The organism is Pseudomonas sp. F3-2 (assembly GCF_038804275.1).
Taxonomy (GTDB): domain Bacteria; phylum Pseudomonadota; class Gammaproteobacteria; order Pseudomonadales; family Pseudomonadaceae; genus Aquipseudomonas.
This window is the reverse complement of the sequence record NZ_CP152388.1, coordinates 5,493,790-5,510,775: the sequence shown is the minus strand read 5'-3', so window position 1 is coordinate 5,510,775 and position 16,986 is coordinate 5,493,790. Positions and strand designations below refer to the sequence as shown.

11 protein-coding genes are annotated in these 16,986 nt (G+C 60.7%); 5 read left to right on the top strand and 6 right to left on the bottom strand.

Annotation, left to right across the window (positions count from 1 at the left end; genetic code table 11):
- Positions 1-83: 83 nt before the first annotated feature.
- Positions 84-4,037 (bottom strand): trifunctional transcriptional regulator/proline dehydrogenase/L-glutamate gamma-semialdehyde dehydrogenase, encoded by a 3,954-nt coding sequence (gene putA / locus AAGQ88_RS24595; RefSeq protein WP_342653852.1) that lies wholly within the window; start codon positions 4,035-4,037, stop codon positions 84-86.
- Positions 4,038-4,472: 435 nt separating this feature from the next.
- Here putA and putP point away from each other — a divergent pair, with 435 nt between their 5' ends.
- Positions 4,473-5,957, top strand: coding sequence for a sodium/proline symporter PutP (gene putP / locus AAGQ88_RS24590; protein WP_342653851.1), 1,485 nt, complete (start codon positions 4,473-4,475; stop codon positions 5,955-5,957).
- Between the two features lie 75 nt (positions 5,958-6,032).
- On the opposite strand, the gene AAGQ88_RS24585 is transcribed toward putP, so the two are convergent.
- On the bottom strand, positions 6,033-6,704 hold the full coding sequence (locus AAGQ88_RS24585) for a polysaccharide lyase family 7 protein (protein ID WP_285422669.1): 672 nt from the start codon (positions 6,702-6,704) through the stop codon (positions 6,033-6,035).
- Between the two features lie 322 nt (positions 6,705-7,026).
- Between AAGQ88_RS24585 and AAGQ88_RS24580 the strand changes: the two genes are divergently transcribed.
- The 3 genes from AAGQ88_RS24580 (at position 7,027) to AAGQ88_RS24570 (ending at position 10,093) form a co-directional block, all read left to right on the top strand.
- Entirely contained in the window at positions 7,027-9,168 is a 2,142-nt protein-coding gene (locus AAGQ88_RS24580) for an EAL domain-containing protein (RefSeq protein ID WP_285422709.1), read from the top strand.
- A gap of 54 nt (positions 9,169-9,222) precedes the next feature.
- A complete protein-coding gene (locus tag AAGQ88_RS24575; protein WP_093465617.1) occupies positions 9,223-9,726 on the top strand; it encodes a M48 family metallopeptidase in 504 nt (167 codons plus the stop codon).
- Between the two features lie 70 nt (positions 9,727-9,796).
- On the top strand, positions 9,797-10,093 hold the full coding sequence (locus AAGQ88_RS24570) for a winged helix-turn-helix domain-containing protein (protein ID WP_285422668.1): 297 nt from the start codon (positions 9,797-9,799) through the stop codon (positions 10,091-10,093).
- 39 nt (positions 10,094-10,132) lie between these two features.
- Here the strand turns inward: AAGQ88_RS24570 and AAGQ88_RS24565 are convergent, their stop codons facing one another.
- Complete coding sequence (locus AAGQ88_RS24565) at positions 10,133-10,591, bottom strand: GNAT family N-acetyltransferase (RefSeq protein ID WP_342653850.1); 459 nt, start codon at positions 10,589-10,591, stop codon at positions 10,133-10,135.
- 313 nt (positions 10,592-10,904) lie between these two features.
- Between AAGQ88_RS24565 and AAGQ88_RS24560 the strand changes: the two genes are divergently transcribed.
- Complete coding sequence (locus tag AAGQ88_RS24560; RefSeq protein ID WP_285422666.1) at positions 10,905-11,642, top strand: transporter substrate-binding domain-containing protein; 738 nt, start codon at positions 10,905-10,907, stop codon at positions 11,640-11,642.
- Here AAGQ88_RS24560 and yccS read toward each other — a convergent pair.
- The 3 genes from yccS to dbpA form a co-directional block, all read right to left on the bottom strand.
- Positions 11,623-13,830: a YccS family putative transporter gene (yccS, locus tag AAGQ88_RS24555; protein ID WP_285422665.1), complete on the bottom strand. Its 2,208-nt coding sequence runs from the start codon at positions 13,828-13,830 to the stop codon at positions 11,623-11,625. The two genes, AAGQ88_RS24560 and yccS, sit on opposite strands and share 20 nt — an antisense overlap.
- A 314-nt stretch (positions 13,831-14,144) precedes the next feature.
- Positions 14,145-15,323 carry an NAD(P)/FAD-dependent oxidoreductase gene (locus AAGQ88_RS24550; protein ID WP_342653849.1) on the bottom strand — a complete coding sequence of 393 codons (1,179 nt, stop codon included), beginning with the start codon at positions 15,321-15,323 and terminating at the stop codon, positions 14,145-14,147.
- 126 nt (positions 15,324-15,449) lie between these two features.
- A complete protein-coding gene (gene dbpA / locus AAGQ88_RS24545) occupies positions 15,450-16,829 on the bottom strand; it encodes an ATP-dependent RNA helicase DbpA (protein ID WP_093465267.1) in 1,380 nt (459 codons plus the stop codon).
- Positions 16,830-16,986 lie beyond the last annotated feature (157 nt).

Below are 16,986 nucleotides of genomic sequence, written 5' to 3'. Positions count from 1 at the left end.
CACGGCTTGCCGGCGGGGGCGATTTCGAGGGCGCTCCTGCCGGCAAGCTGTGCTGCTACTGAGTCATAGCGGTTTATCGGGGATTACCCAATCGTCATAAGGCTCGCATTACCGCCCGCTGCCGCTGTGTTGACGCTCAGCGCGCGCTCGATCACCAGGCGTTCCAGGGCGATCCCGGTTTCGCCTTTGGACAGGCCGTGCACGCCGATAATCGCGCCGCCACGTTGAGCAACCTGCTCGCAGATGGCGCGCAACTGGTCCGAATCGCCGTGGTGCAGAACGGCGTCGAGCGAAACGTCCTCCTTGCTCCAGTCGGCCACCAGTTTGATGCGCGCCTGCACATCCTTGGGAAGGCGATTGCGCAGCGATTTTCCTAGTTCTGCGTCCGGAACGATGGCCGTGCTGCCCACTGCCATGACAGCGGCAAGTTGTGCCAGCAGGTCGGTTTCGTCTTCAGCCAGGCACAGCACGTGTTCGCGCGGCAGAATGCTGTAGCTGTTGCGCTCGCCGGTCGGACCGATCAGCGCGCGGGTCACGCCGCTTTGCGACTGCTCGGCAAACTGCGCGCACAGGGCTTCCAGCTCAGGCTGCTGCTGGCTTGCCGCCCACGCCTTGAGGCTGTTCAGCGGCTTGAGCATGGCGTCGCGCATTCGCGTATCGGGAGCCACCTGAGCGTCCCGCGCGGCGAACGACTTTTGCACGGCATCGACCGGTCGCGTCGACAGCAGGCGATACAGGTACAGCGGACCGCCCGCTTTTGGGCCGGTGCCCGACAGGCCTTCGCCGCCGAACGGTTGCACGCCGACCACAGCGCCGACGATGTTGCGGTTGACGTACATGTTGCCCGCATTGACGGTGTCGATGACCTTGGCGATGGTCTCATCGATGCGCGTATGCACGCCCAGCGTCAGGCCATAACCGGAGGCGTTGATCTGGCCGATCAACTGGTCCAGTTCCCTGCGCTTGTAGCGAACGACGTGCAGCACAGGGCCGAAGATTTCGCGCTGCAGTTCGTCGAAGCTTTCGAGCTCGATCAGCGTCGGCATCACATAGGTGCCGCGCTTGATTTCATCGCTGTCGGCAATCGCCACCTGATACACCGCGCGGCCTTTGTCGCGCATGGCTTGGATGTGTTTCTCGATGCCGGCCTTGGCGTCGGCGTCGATGACGGGACCGATGTCCACCGACAGGCGCTCGGGGTTGCCCAGGCGACTCTCGGCCATGGCACCCTTGAGCATCTCGATCACGCGATCGGCGGAGTCTTCCTGCAGGCAGAGGACGCGAAGGGCCGAGCAACGCTGGCCGGCGCTGTCGAAGGCCGACGAGACGACATCAATGACCACCTGCTCGGTAAGCGCCGAGGAGTCGACGATCATTGCGTTCTGGCCGCCGGTTTCAGCGATCAGCGGAATCGGACGCCCCTGAGAGTCGAGACGACCGGCGATGTTGCGTTGCAGCAGACGCGCGACTTCCGTGGAGCCGGTGAACATCACGCCTTTGACGCGATCGTCGCCGACAAGGCGGGCCCCCACGGTTTCGCCGCGGCCCGGCAGCAATTGCACCACGCCTTCAGGAATGCCGGCTTCAAGCAGGATGCGCACGGCTTGAGCGGCCACCAGCGGCGTCTGCTCGGCAGGCTTGGCCAGCACCGGGTTGCCAGCCGCCAGCGCTGCTGCGACCTGACCGCTGAAGATCGCCAGCGGGAAGTTCCATGGACTGATGCACACAACCGGGCCGAGCGGGCGATGAGCGTCGTTGCTGAAATCGTTGCGCGCCTGCACGGCGTAATAACGCAGAAAGTCCACGGCTTCACGCACTTCGGCGATGGCGTTGGCGAAAGTCTTGCCGGCTTCACGGGCCAGCAGGCCCATCAGCGGCTGTATTTCGGCTTCCATCAGGTCGGCCGCGCGCTCCAGAATGGCGGCTCGCTCGGCGGGCGGCGTGGCCTGCCAGATCGGGCCGGCACTCAAGGCGCTGAGCAAGGCGTTGTCGACGTCTTCCAGGCTTGCTTCCTGGACATGACCGACCACATCGCGCAGGTCGGACGGGTTCAATACGGGCGTCTGAGCACCTGCGCTGACCGGGCTGCCCAGCATTGGCGCGGCTTTCCAGTCGTTATGAGCCGTGGCGAGCAGGGCAGAGGACAGCGACGCCAGGCGATGTTCGTTGGCCATGTCGATGCCGGCGGAATTGGCGCGCTCGCTGCCGTACAGATCACGCGGCAATGGAATGCGCGGATGTGGCAGGCCAAAGCCGCCTTCCTGGGTGGCCATGCGCTCGATCGTGGAGACGGGGTCGGCGACCAGTTCCTGGATCGAAATCGACTGATCGGCGATGCGGTTGACGAACGAGGTGTTAGCGCCGTTTTCCAGCAAGCGGCGAACCAGATACGCCAGCAAGGTTTCGTGGGTGCCGACCGGTGCGTACACGCGGCACGGACGATTCAGCTTGCCGTCGGCGACCTTTCCGACAACCTGCTCGTAGAGCGGCTCGCCCATGCCGTGGAGGCACTGGAATTCGTACTGGCCGGGGTAATAGTTCTGGCCCGCGATGTGGTAGATGGCCGACAGAGTGTGGGCGTTGTGGGTCGCAAACTGCGGGTAAATGACTTCCGGCACGGAGAGCAGCTTGCGGGCACAGGCGATGTAGGAAACATCGGTGTACACCTTGCGGGTGTAGACCGGATAACCTTCCAGGCCTTCGACCTGGGCGCGTTTGATCTCGCTGTCCCAGTAAGCGCCCTTCACCAGACGGATCATCAGGCGATGGCGGCTGCGGCGAGCCAGATCGATCACGTAATCGATCACGTACGGGCAACGCTTCTGGTAAGCCTGAATCACGAAGCCGATGCCGTTCCAGCCCGTCAGTTGAGGTTCGAAGCACAGACGCTCAAGCAGATCCAGCGACAGCTCCAGACGATCTGCTTCTTCCGCATCGATGTTCAGGCCGATGTCGTACTGCTTGGCGAGCAGGGTCAGCGACAGCAGGCGAGGGTAGAGCTCTTCCATCACACGCTCGTATTGCGCGCGGCTGTAACGCGGGTGCAGCGCCGAGAGCTTGATGGAGATGCCCGGACCTTCGTAGATGCCGCGGCCGTGGGAGGCTTTGCCAATGGAGTGAATGGCCTGCTCGTAAGACGCCAGGTATTTCTGCGCGTCGTGCTCGGTCAGCGCCGCTTCGCCGAGCATGTCATAGGAGTAGCGAAAGCCTTTGGATTCGAATTTGCTGGCGTTGGCCAATGCTTCGGCAATGGTTTCGCCGGTCACGAACTGCTCGCCCATGAGGCGCATCGCCATGTCGACGCCCTTGCGGATCATCGGTTCGCCAGACTTGCCGATGATGCGGCTCAGCGAGGAAGTCAGTCCCGCTTCATTGTGGGTGCTGACCAGTTTGCCAGTGAGCAGCAGGCCCCATGTGGCGGCGTTGACGAACAGCGACGGGCTGTTGCCCAGATGCGGCTGCCAGTTCCCGGTGCTGATCTTGTCGCGGATCAGGGCGTCACGGGTGCCCTTGTCAGGAATACGCAGCAGCGCTTCGGCCAGGCACATCAGCGCCACACCTTCCTGCGACGACAGCGAAAATTCCTGCAGCAAGCCCTGGACAATGCCCGCACGGCCGCCGGCGCTCTTTTGGTTACGCAGCTTTTCGGCAATTGAGGCGGCGAGTTTGTGAGTCGCATCGGCCATCTGGGCAGGCAGGCGCGCCTGCTCCAGCAGCATGGGAACGACTTCGGGTTCAGGGCGACGATAGGCCGACGTGATCGCGGCGCGAAGCACCGACTGAGGCAGGATGCTCTCGGCAAACTCAAGAAACGCCTGATGGCCGTTTTCGGCGGGCAGCTCGCCGTGGTCATCGGCGTCTTTGGCGTTCAGGCCATTGAGTTCGTTCAGGGTTGCACCACCCTCGAGTTTCTCCAGGTAATTGAAGATCGCCTGTTTGATCAGCCAGTGCGGCGTCCGGTCGATGGACTGTGCAGCTGCTTTCAAACGCTCGCGGGTCGGGTCGTCGAGTTTGACACCCAGGGTGGTGGTCGCCATGTCTTGTCCTCATGAAAGCCACGATTCGTGTGGCTATGGATGGCCTCAAGAGTAGCTGCGCTTGGGGTGGGGTGCAACCGGGTGCAACCAGTTTTTGCCGAATATTTCTGGCGTGTCTTCCAAACGCCCTTAATGCTCGTCGTGAAGCACCTTTTGCGTGCTTGAGTGCTCGAAATGACCTGTTTCGGCGCCGATGGGCTTATTGCGCCGACTTGCGCGCCATAAAATTGTAAGAAGGTGCAACTTGTTTGAAATTTCGGGTTGCACCTGCTCGGGTGTGTCCACTAGCATGCCCCGCCTTGGTGCAGCCAAGTGTCTCTACGGCGCCGACATTGCGCACGGGCGTTACGTACGCGAACGGTGAGCCTGTGACTCTGCGGTGCGCAGCGCAGTCGGCCTCGTTCGCGCCCATAAAAACAACGGCAGGGCATCACAATGAGCGTCAGCAACCCCACCTTGATCACCTTTGTGATCTACATCGCGGCAATGGTCCTGATCGGACTGTTGGCCTACCGCTCCACTAACAATCTCTCGGATTACATTCTCGGCGGCCGCAGCCTCGGCAGCGTCGTCACGGCGCTTTCTGCTGGCGCCTCGGACATGAGCGGCTGGCTGCTCATGGGCTTGCCGGGCGCGATCTATATGTCCGGCCTGTCGGAAAGCTGGATCGCCATTGGCCTGATCGTCGGCGCTTACCTGAACTGGCTGTTCGTCGCAGGCCGTCTGCGCGTGCAGACCGAACACAACGGCGATGCCCTTACGTTGCCGGATTATTTCTCCAGCCGTTTCGAAGACACCAGCGGCCTGCTGCGGGTCATCTCGGCCATCGTCATCCTGCTTTTCTTCACGATTTATTGCGCGTCGGGCATCGTGGCGGGCGCTCGGTTGTTTGAAAGCACGTTCGCCATGCCTTATGAAACCGCTCTGTGGGCGGGCGCTGCGGCGACGATTGCCTACACGTTCATCGGCGGTTTCCTGGCCGTTAGCTGGACCGACACGGTCCAGGCAACATTGATGATCTTCGCCCTGATCCTCACGCCGATCATCGTGCTGCTGGCGACCGGCGGCGTCGATACGACTTTCCTCGCGATCGAGGCCAAGGATCCTGCCAGTTTCGACATGCTCAAGAACACCACCTTCATCGGCGTGATTTCACTGATGGGCTGGGGCCTGGGCTATTTCGGCCAGCCGCACATTCTGGCGCGCTTCATGGCCGCAGACTCGGTCAAGTCGATCGCCAGTGCGCGGCGTATCTCCATGGCCTGGATGATCCTCTGCCTGGGCGGCACCGTTGCAGTGGGTTTCTTCGGTATCGCCTATTTTTCGGCGCACCCGGAGCGGGCAGGGCCGGTCAACGAAAACCATGAGCGAGTGTTCATCGAGCTGGCGAAGATCCTGTTCAACCCATGGATTGCCGGTGTACTGCTTTCGGCCATTCTGGCGGCCGTCATGAGCACGCTGAGCTGCCAGTTGCTGGTGTGTTCAAGCGCGTTGACCGAGGACTTTTACAAGGCTTTCCTGCGCAAGGGTGCTTCCCAGCGCGAACTGGTCTGGGTGGGCCGGGCGATGGTCCTGCTGGTGGCACTCATTGCGATTGCGCTGGCGGCCAATCCGGAGAACCGGGTGCTGGGGCTGGTGAGTTATGCATGGGCCGGCTTCGGCGCCGCGTTCGGCCCGGTGGTGCTGATTTCGGTGATCTGGAAAGGCATGACCCGCAACGGCGCGCTCGCGGGGATTCTGGTCGGGGCGATCACAGTGGTGGTCTGGAAGCACTTCGAGTTGCTGGGGCTGTACGAAATCATCCCGGGCTTCATCTTCGCCAGTGCCGCCATCGTGCTGTTCAGCTCGATGGGCAAAGGGCCGACGCCTGGTATGCTGACTCGCTTCGAGGCTGCGGAGAAAGAATACCGAGCGGCCTGATCCCTCTGGCTCATGAAGAAACCCGCGCTCGCAATGACGCGGGTTTTTTCATTTCAGCCTCGGCGCCTGAAGGGCTCAGCCTTTGTTGTGATCGGTATCGAGGTTGAAAAACATGGCTTTACCGCCTTCGCTGGTATAGCCCGTATTGTCCTGACAATAGACGCCGGCCTTGAAATACAGCTGCTGTTTGCTCCACGTCGCGCTGATCCGGTCGTTCCAGACCATGCCGCGAGCGGTTACGCTGAGCAATCCTGCCTTGTTCAGATGGATGACGTAATTGAAAGTCTCGTTGAGCGGCACGTCTTCGGCAATGGTGATGACGCGGGCTTTCTTGTCCTTGGGATGAAAGCGCACTTTCGCAACGATGTTGCCCATGTGAGTGGCGTCTTTGTACTGATATTCCACTTTGAGCAGCGGCTGGGTGCTCTCATAAACGTGGATCTGGCCGATGACGATCTTGCCGGACGACGGCACCTGAATGACCTTGAGCTTGGCCCGCAGGAAATTGTCCGCGTCGGGGTAATACCAGTTATGCAGGGTGCCGTTGGACCAGGTTTCGCGCAGCTCGGTGCGGGGGTAAATGGCATTGGCTGTCTTGCTGCCGGTGACCGGAACCCAGAAACTCACATTGGATGAACCGGATTTGAAATATTTACCGTCATAGCCTTGGATCAGTTGCTTGGTCTCAATCGTGGCGGGGGGCGAGCCCACAGGAATGCTCAGATTCCACGTGCCTAAATCAATCATTTTCTCTTTCGTCCGATGTGTCTCATTGCCAGCAAACGCGTCTGGCGCAAGGGTTAGGGGGCGCTCCTTATACGGTTCGAAAATGGATTTGTTAACGTCAATCCGTCGAGTGGCTAGCGTCAATGTGCCTCCATTTTTGTTGCGGGACAGGCAGGCGCTGACGTACGGTGCAGCTACCGTTAGTCGGGAGGTAAACGGATTTGCGATGGCAAAACGGTGGCCTTCCTTCTCTTTTCCACATTCGGGGCTAGAGTATCTGCCTATCGGATCATCGGCGGAGCCTGTTCCCCCGGGCAGTAAGTGAATGATGAGTAGTAGCAGCATGGATCGCGTGCAACCCCTGCCTCCCAATGGCAAGTCAGTCCTATTGGTAGTCGATGACTACCCGGAAAATCTCGTCACCATGCGTGCGGTCCTGCAACGACAGGACTGGGAAATCGTGACGGCCAGCTCAGGCATGGAAGCGTTGGGCCTTTTGCTCGACGTGGACGTGGACCTCGTCTTGCTCGACGTGCAGATGCCTGAGATGGACGGCTTCGAAGTCGCCCGTCTGATGCGCGGCAGTCAGCGCACACGCCTGACGCCCATCATCTTCCTGACCGCCAACGAGCAATCACGCGACGCCGTGCACAAGGGTTATGCCAGCGGCGCGGTGGATTACCTGTTCAAGCCGTTCGACCCCAATATCCTCAAGCCCAAGGTGCAGGCCCTGCTGGAGCAACAGCACAACCGGCGTGCCCTGCAGAAACTCAGCCGAGAGTTGGAGACGGCGCGGGCGTTCAATGCTTCGGTGCTGGCCAACGTCGGCGAAGGCATTCTGGTGGTCGACGAAGACGGCATCATCAGCTTCGCCAACCCGGCCATTTGCCGCTTGCTGGGCATGACCGATGGCGAGCTGCGGGGCACGGATCTGTGCAGCTACCTTCAGGAACCCTGCTTCACCGAATGGAAAGAATCGGGGTTCTACCACCACTACCGCCGCGCCGACACGTATCGCGTTCACGATGCCGTATTGCGTACGCCCGAGGGGCGTCAGGTGCCGGTGGCCTTGTCCTGTGCGCCGCTGCCGGAAGAGCAGAAAGCGATGGTGCTTAGCGTGCTCGACATGTCGGTGGTACGCGACCTGTATCGTCAGCTTGAACAACAGGCCGTGACTGACTCGCTTACCGGCCTGCTCAACCGCCGGGGCTTCTATCAGACGGTCGAAGGCATGCTGCTGCGCAACGAGCACTCGGGCAAATACCTGGTGGTGTTGTACCTGGATCTGGACGGCTTCAAGCACGTCAACGACTCACTCGGGCACGACGCAGGCGATCAGGTGTTGCAGTGGGTCGGCGAGCAATTGAAGGATTGTTTGCGCCCTTACGACGTTCTGGCGCGAATGGGCGGCGACGAGTTCGTGGTCGTGATCGACGGACTGGATTTCCCCGAGCACGCGGCCAAAGTTGCCGAAAAACTCATCGAGCGTGTCTCGGCTCGCCGTCATATCGACGGGATCGAGGCAACGCTGGGCGCGAGCATCGGCATTGCGGTTTACCCTGACTGCGGCACCAATCTGGATGGTCTGCTGCGGGCGGCGGACATCGCCATGTATGAGGCCAAACGGGCAGGCCGACATCAGTATCGGTTCTTCGATCAGTACATGAACGGCCGCGCACGTTCGCGTCTGATGCTCGAAGAAAGCGTGCGTACCGCCATCGATGGCAAGGATTTTTCGATGGTGTACCAACCGCAGATCAACGTCACCACTGGCCGGATCCGGGGTTTCGAGGCGCTGCTGCGCTGGCAGCATCCCGATGCGGGCGATGTGCCTTCCGGCGTGTTCATCCCGTTGCTCGAAGAGACGCGCCTGATCAACAAACTGGGCGGCTGGATTTTCGAGCAGGGCGCTGCCCAGCGGCAGCGCTGGAATGGCGTGTTCCCGGACGATCTGATCATGAGTGTCAGCGTCAGTCCGGCGCAGTTCAGCATGCCCAATCTGGCAGCGGAACTGCAGCGGGCCATCCATTTGCACGGTCTGCACCCGCGTCAACTGGAAGTCGAGATCACTGAGCCATCGCTCGTGCACAATCTGGTTCACAGCCGCCAGCAGTTGCGAAGCCTGCACGACATCGGCGTGCGCGTGTCGCTGGACGACTTCGGCGCAGGCGACAGCTCACTGGCGCATCTGCGCAATCTCGATCTGGATACGCTCAAGCTGGACCGACATTTCATCGGCGGCATGATGGGCTCGCCTCGGGACCTGGCGGTCGCGCGCAGCATCATCGATCTGTGCCGGATGCTCGACATCGACGTCATTGCCGAAGGCGTCGAAACCCAGGAGCAATATGACTGGCTGGTGGCGAACGGCTGCCAGCTCATGCAGGGGTTTCTGCTCGCGCATCCTCTGGAGCCCAAAGAAGCAGAGCGCTTCGTGCATCCCGTCCAATTGCCGGTCGCCGAGCGGCTGCTCGATCAGGGCTGACGGGGTAGACTGGCGACTTTTCAGCGACACGACCGGACCATGACCTCCACAGCATTGATGCCGCTCAAATACCTGCAGGCTTATCCGCAAACCCTGCAGGATCAGGTTCGTCAGCTGATCGTGCAGAATCGGCTGGGTGATTATCTGGAGCAGCGCTACCCCGATCGCCACGAAGTGCAGAGCGACAAGGCGCTGTATGCCTACGCGCTGGCGCTCAAGCAGGAGCATCTGCGCAACGCCCCGAACATCGATAAGGTCTTGTTCGACAACCGGCTCGACCTCACGCACCGGGCGCTCGGCCTGCACACCACTGTTTCACGCGTGCAAGGCGGCAAGCTCAAGGCGAAGAAAGAAATCCGCGTGGCTTCGCTGTTCAAGGAGGCCGCTCCGCAGTTCCTCAAAATGATCGTCGTGCACGAACTGGCGCACTTCAAGGAATCGGAGCACAACAAGGCGTTCTATAAGCTGTGCGAGCACATGCAGCCGGGGTATCACCAGTTGGAATTCGATCTGCGCGTCTATCTGACCTGGCGCGATCTGCAGTCTGCCGATCGATAGGCGGCCGCCGCAGCACATGGCGCTCGGTGCGCGTTAAGCTGCTTGCTCTCACAGCCCAAAGGATCTGGCGATGGACGTCAGCAAGACCAAAAGCAGTTTCTATCGCCGTCTGTATGTGGCGTATCTGATCGACAGTGAAATCGCCGCGAGCGTACCGGCGCTCACCGAAGTCACTGGCATGCCGCGACGCACCGCGCAGGACACGATTGCGGCATTGGCCGATCTGGACATCGTCTGTGAGTTCGAACAGCTGGACGGCGCCCGCAATCATGCGGGCGGTTACCGGATTCGTGACTGGGGCGCGATCGACAAGCACTGGATCGAACGCAACGTGCAGCAGATCAAAGCGGTGTTGGGTTATCCCTGACGCCGAAGCGTTCGGCCCTCGCGTTGGAAAGTCGCGGGATCAGTCCAGATCCCGGCGCATGCCGATGTGTGGAATACCGTCTTCGAGGTAAACCTCACCCACCGGATTGAATCCATAACGGCTGTAATAGCCCTGCAAGTGGGCTTGGGCGGACAGATAGATCGGCTGATCGGGCCACTTTCGCTCGGCATGATCCAGCGCCTGCACCATCAATTCGTGGCCCATCCCTTTGTTGCGCATCGAGGGTGCAGTGACCACCCGGCCGATGGTCACATCGCCGTCCTGTTGAATCGGGTCCAGCAGGCGCAGATAGGCAACCAGTTCATCGTTCTGCCATGCCATCAAATGGCAGGTGTCACCCAGCAGATCCTGGCCGTCGACGTCCTGGTACCAGCATTTCTGCTCGACCACGAAGACTTCTGCGCGCAGTTTCAAGATGGCGTACAACTCTTCCTTGCCAAGGTCGGTATGGTGTTTGCAAATCCAGTTGATAGACATGAAGCCGGCTCACGAAAAGAAATCCATGCCGGATACTAAACGCTTATGGGCGTCAGTCCAAAGTGGCCCGAAAAGGGCGGTCGTCGACGCGATTCCTACATTGCTCGAAATTCTTGAACTGCGGCACAAACATCGCCTTCATATAAGTTGTGGAAAGTGCCGAAGAGGTCTTCAATGGAGGCCACTTGCTATTGCCGTAGTCGCTTTTCTGCCGGGCTGATCAACGTGCCCGTCGCTCGCATCAGGGATGTCACCGTGCCGCGTTATCGCAGCTGAAAATTGCAGGCAATCCGTCTGCCTAAGGATCTTGAGCATGCCGCGTTTGCTTCGAGCCATGGCCTTGCTGGGAATGCTGCTGATCGCGGATCAGGCATGGGCGCAAAAGCTGCGTCTGGCCGGCGACGCCTGGGCCCCTTACTCGGATACCTCGCTGCTCAAGGGAGGGCTTTCCACTGACCTGATCCAGACCGCATTTGCCCGCGCCGGTTACGCCACCGAATATGAACAAGTGCCTTGGGCAAGAGCTGTTCACGGAGTGAGCGAGGGGCGGTACGACGTGCTGATCAACGCTTGGTACAGCGAGGATCGCACCTTGATCGGGCAGTTTTCGCAGGCGTACCTGATCAACCGGTTGCGTTTCATCAAGCGCAAGGACGCCAACGTCGATTTTCAAGACCTCGTTCAGCTGCATCCACACTCCATCGCAGTCGTGCGCGGCTACGCCTATTCGCCTGAATTCGATGCCGATGCTTTGCTCAAGAAGGTCCCGGTGGCAAGCTTTTCTACCGCCGTGCGCATGCTGGTGGCGGGCAGGGTAGAACTCACTGTGGAGGATGAATACGCGGCGCGGTTCGCGCTCAGTCACGAGCCGGCAGAGGTGCGGGACAGCGTCGAATTCCTGCCCCGCTCATTGAGTGAAAACAGCCTGCACATTCTTGTCAGCCTGAAACATCCCGATCACGAGAAAATTGTCGCGGCCTTCGACAAGGCCATCGCTGCCATGAAAGCCGATGGCTCCTACGACACGCTCTTCAAGCTGCACGGTCTGTGATTGCAGGTTCTTTCACAGGCTCTTTGATCAAATGCGCCGCCAGGGTTCTCAGCGGACCGAGCTGGCGACAGATCAGCGCGAGTTGAGTCTGCACCAGACGTTGCCCCTCATCGATCTCTTCCGGCATTTGCTCAAGCTCGGTGGCCAGCGCTTCCTCTGCATCGCTGTGCACGGCCACCGGCTCGCGCATGGCCAGGCTCTGGGCAATCTCGTCGATGCTCGACGCCAGACTCGCGCCAGCCCCTTCGATCAACTGCTCGCGTACTTCGCTGGGCAATTGGGTTTCCCGGTGCGCGCCAAGTCCCGACAGATAGCTCAGCAGCGTGTGTGAGAGCACCAGAAAGCGGAAGCCCACATCGGCTTCCTTGCGGAAATGGCCGGGCTCCATGAGCATGTTCGCCAGCGTCGTCGAGAGCGCGGCGTCAGCGTTGTGGGCGTTGCGTCGGGCGAGGCGATAGGCCAGATCGTCGCGTTTGCCCTGCGCATACTGCTGCATGATCTGGCGCAGATAGATGCTGTTGCAGGACAGCGTATTGGCCAGCACCTTGTTGAGCCTGCGACCTTGCCAGTCGGGCAGGAACAGGAACACCGCAAGACCCGCGATCAGGCTGCCCAGCAGCGTATCCATCAGCCGCGGCAGGAACAGGCCGTAGCCGTTGCCGACCTGATTGAAGCAGAACAGGATCATCACCGTGATCGCCGCAGTCGACAGGGTGTAGCGCGTGGTGCGATTGACGAAGAACACAACCCCGGCAAGCACTGCGCACATCGATTGCAGCACCGGCGTGGTGATCAGGTCGAACAGAATCCAGCCCGCCGTGAGGCCGATCGCCGTGCCGATGATGCGTTGCCCGAGCTTGCGCCGGGTTGCACCGTAGCTTGGCTGGCACACGAACACCGTGGTCAGGATGATCCAGTAGCCCTGCGAAGGATGAATCAGATGCACCATGATGTAGCCGATCACCAGCGCCAGCGGCAGACGCAGCGCGTGGCGGAATAACAGCGACGTGGGCGTCAGCTGCAGGCGCAGCCGGGTCCAGACATCCTTGAGGTTACGCGGCGAGCGGTCGAGCAGGCTGCTGTCAGTCGCATCGGCCAGGGCATCGGGATTACTGGCATCGCTGAGCAGGCGGTCCAGCGTGCCCAGGTTGTTCGCCAGTGCACGCAGGGAGCGAAGCAGGCCGCGCCAGGCGGGATTGCTTTGAATGCGCAGGTGTTCGAGGGACGCGCGCAGGTCGTCGAGCGCGTGGGCGAAACTGTCGTCGTAGATGAACGGCTGGCGCAACTGAATGGAAATCGACAGATCGCGGCAGGCATTGCCTTGCTGGCGCAGCAGGCGCTGACAGCGGAACAGCACGTCGCTGTGGAAGAAGGCCTCGGCCAGCGAGTTATAGGGATAGTGCGACGAGCTGGCGCGCTCATGGATGTCCTGGGCGAGGAAGTACAGCTTCAGGTAACGACTGACCTTTGAGCCGGGACGACCACTGCCGACGCGGTTGAGGATGATTTCCTTGGTGACGTTGAGCGCGGCGACGACCTTGCCGTTCTGTTTCGCCAGTTCCAGACGTTTGGCCTCGACATCGAGTGTACGGATAGGCTCGAACAGGTCGGACTTGAGCTTGAGGTACAGGCCGAGCTCGCGAAACAGTCGCGCCAGCGCTTGCTGCACCGGCTGGTTGGAGAACAGCATCTGCCACAACACCGACAGCAGGCCGTACCACGCGGCGCCAGCCACCAGCAGCATCGGCTCATGCCAGAAATCCGTGACTTCGCCTCCGCGCTGATCCACGCCGATCATGGTGTAGACCGAGAGAATCAACGTGGCGTAGGCGATGGCGCCGTAACGCTCACCCAGAGCGCCCAGCATGGTCAGGCAGAACGCCGCCAGGGCGAACGCGCAGATGAAGACGACGGGGTAGGGGAACAGCAGCTCCACTGAGAGTGCTGCGATGCTGAAGCACACCAGCGTCACGGCCAGCGCGTTCAGGCGGCCTTGCCAGCTGTCGTCAGTCTCGGACAGTGCGCTGGCGATGACCCCGAGGAAAAGCGGGATCAGCAGCGACATTTCGTTCTGGTACCAACACAGCGCCATGCTGCCGGTCAGCGCGATGAACACCCTGACGCTGTAGGAGAATTTGTCCAGCGCCCACAGGCGGCGGAAGGTATTGCGCAACGATTTCGATGCCATGAACGCTGACGGCCCTGTTCGCGATTGATTCTGCTGACGGATATGTACAGCGCCGGATGCGTGCTGTACATCCGCTGAGCAAAATTTATTCCGCGAGTCTGGGGGCAAGTTGTCGCTCAAGCACACAACGGTGGGAGTGAGCCGACTGTCTTTAACGCCCCCTTTCGACCCATGGCGTGACACCCGACGCCTTCCCGGCCGAAGTCTGTCCTACGAAAGGCTCGCAGCGTCTGGAGGACCGGTTTCAGCCGGGAAGAGGCTGGTGCATGCTGTCCGGATGCGGGTTGCTACGTTGTCAGCCAAAAAGGTGAACGTCAGACAAACTGCGCTGCCGCGTACGCGGACGCCCAGGCCCACTGGAAGTTGAAGCCACCGAGATGACCGCTGACATCCAGCACTTCGCCGATAAAGTACAGCTTGGGCGATTTCAGCGATTCCATGGTTTTGGAAGACACTTCGCGCGTATCGATGCCGCCCAGCGTGACCTCTGCGGTGCGATAACCTTCGGTGCCCGCCGGCACCACCTGCCAGTTCGACAGCTTCCCGGCGATGTCGGCAAGCTCAGCGTGGGTGTACTGCTTCATGGGCCTGGACACGAACCACTGCTCGGCAATCAGGTTGGCCATCTTTTTCGTGAACAGCTCGCCCAGCAATGTCTTCAGCTCACTGTTCGGGCGTTCCGCTTGCTGAGTGCTCAGCCATTCATGAGCGTCGTGATCGGGCAGCAGATTGATTTCCACCGTATCGCCCGGGTTCCAGAACGATGAGATCTGCAGAATGGCTGGCCCACTCAGGCCGCGATGCGTAAACAGGATGTTCTCGCGAAAGCTGGTGTCGTTGCAGCTCACCAGACAATCGACCGACGTGCCGGACAGTTCGGTGCACAGCTCTTTGAGCTGGTCGGTAATGGTAAATGGCACCAGCCCGGCGCGGGTCGGCAGCAGGGTGTGGCCGAATTGCTTGCCGACCTGATAACCGAAACCGGTTGCGCCCAGCGTCGGGATCGACAGCCCGCCGGTGGCGATGACCAGAGATTCGCAGTTGATGGCACCCAGCGTGGTTTCCAGCCGATAACCGCTTTCGGTCTTCTCGATGGTCTGCACGGAGGTGTCCATGTGCAGGCTCACCCCGGCGTCATCGCATTCGCTGAGCAGCAGGCCAAGGATGTCGCTCGACTTGTTATCGCAGAACAGCTGGCCGAGTTTCTTCTCGTGGTACGGCACGCCGTGCTTGCCCACCAGCGCGATGAAGTCCCATTGGGTATAGCGCGCCAGCGCCGACTTGCAGAAGTGCGGGTTCTGCGACAGGAAGTTGGCTGGCTCGGTGTACATGTTCGTGAAGTTGCACCGCCCGCCGCCCGACATGAGAATTTTCTTGCCGGGTTTATTGGCGTGATCGATCAGCATGACCTTGCGGCCGCGGTTGGCAGCTGTGAATGCGCACATCAAACCTGCGGCGCCGGCGCCGATGATCACAACGTCAGTAACGGGCAAAGCGGTGTCCTCTGGGGGAATATCGAAACATGATCGTTCCCACGCTCTGCGTGGGAATGCCGTCCCGGACGCTCTGCGTCCAAGCGACGCAGAGCGTGGGAACGATCAGGGGGTATTCAGGTGCTTTTAAAGAATCCGCACCCGCAACGACTTGCCCTTGATCTTGCCGTTGTTCAGGCGATCCAGTGCCTGTTTGGCGATGCTGCGCTCAACGGCCACGTAGGCCTGGAAATCGAAGATCGCGATCTTGCCGACTTGGGCGCCGGGAATCCCCGCTTCGCCGGTCAGCGCGCCGAGAATGTCGCCGGGACGCAGCTTGTCCTTGCGACCCGAGCCAATGCACAGCGTTGTCATCGGCGGGAGCAGCTTGCCGCCCTCTTTGCGCGTCAACTGGTCGTATTGCTGCCAGTTCAGCGGCGCCTTCTGCAGTTCTTCGACAGCCCGCGCACGCTGGCTTTCACCTGGGGCAACGAGGCTGACCGCGATACCGGTCTCGCCTGCACGGCCGGTACGGCCTACGCGGTGAATATGGATTTCGGAGTCACGGGCCAGCTCGACGTTGATCACCATGTCCAGGGCATCGATATCCAGGCCGCGAGCGGCCACGTCAGTCGCCACCAATACAGACGTGCTTCGGTTGGCGAACATCGCCAATACCTGATCGCGATCGCGCTGCTCCAGATCGCCGTGCAGGCCGACAGCCGACATACCTTTGGCGCACAGGTGATCGACCACTTCCTGAACCTGTTGTTTGGTGAAACAGAACGCAACGCAGGATTGCGGACGGAAATGGTCGAGAACCTTCACCACCGCTTCCAGACGTTGCTCGGGCGCGATTTCGTAGAAAATCTGCTCGATCTGGCTGTCGGCATGCAGCGCCTCGACCTTCACGGTCTGCGGATCGCGCATGAATTTAGAGGCCAGTTGCTTGATGCCGACCGGGTAAGTGGCCGAGAACAGCAAGGTCTGACGGCGCTCCGGCGTCTGCTCGATGATGTCGGCGATGGCGTCGTAGAAGCCCATGTCGAGCATGCGGTCGGCTTCGTCGAGAACCAGTGTGTTCAGGCCATCCAGCACCAGCGAGCCCTTGCGAAGGTGCTGCTGGATGCGGCCCGGTGTGCCAACGATGATGTGCGCGCCATGCTCCAGCGAGCCGATCTGCGGGCCGAAAGGCACGCCGCCGCAGAGGGTCAGCACCTTGATGTTGTCTTCGGACCGTGCCAGACGACGAATTTCCTTGGCCACCTGATCGGCCAGTTCTCGTGTCGGGCACAGCACCAGTGCCTGGCAGCCGAAGTAACGCGGGTTGATCGGGTTCAGCAGGCCGATGCCGAAGGCCGCGGTCTTGCCGGAGCCGGTCTTGGCCTGGGCGATCAGGTCCATGCCCTTGAGAATCACCGGCAGGCTCTGCGCCTGAATCGGCGTCATCTGGGCATAACCAAGGGACTCCAGGTTAGCCAGCATGGCGGCGGAAAGGGGCAGCGTGTTGAAAGCGGTGTTAGTCACGGGACGGGCCTGCAAAACAAAATGTCGCGCAGTGTATCAGGTCGCAGGCCCCGGCTTGGGGCTGGGGGCGATAAATGGTGAGGGAATCGGTGTGCAGGCCTCGGCAGTCTGCCGGGCACAAAACCTGTAGGAGTGAGCTTGCTCGCGAATGCTGAGT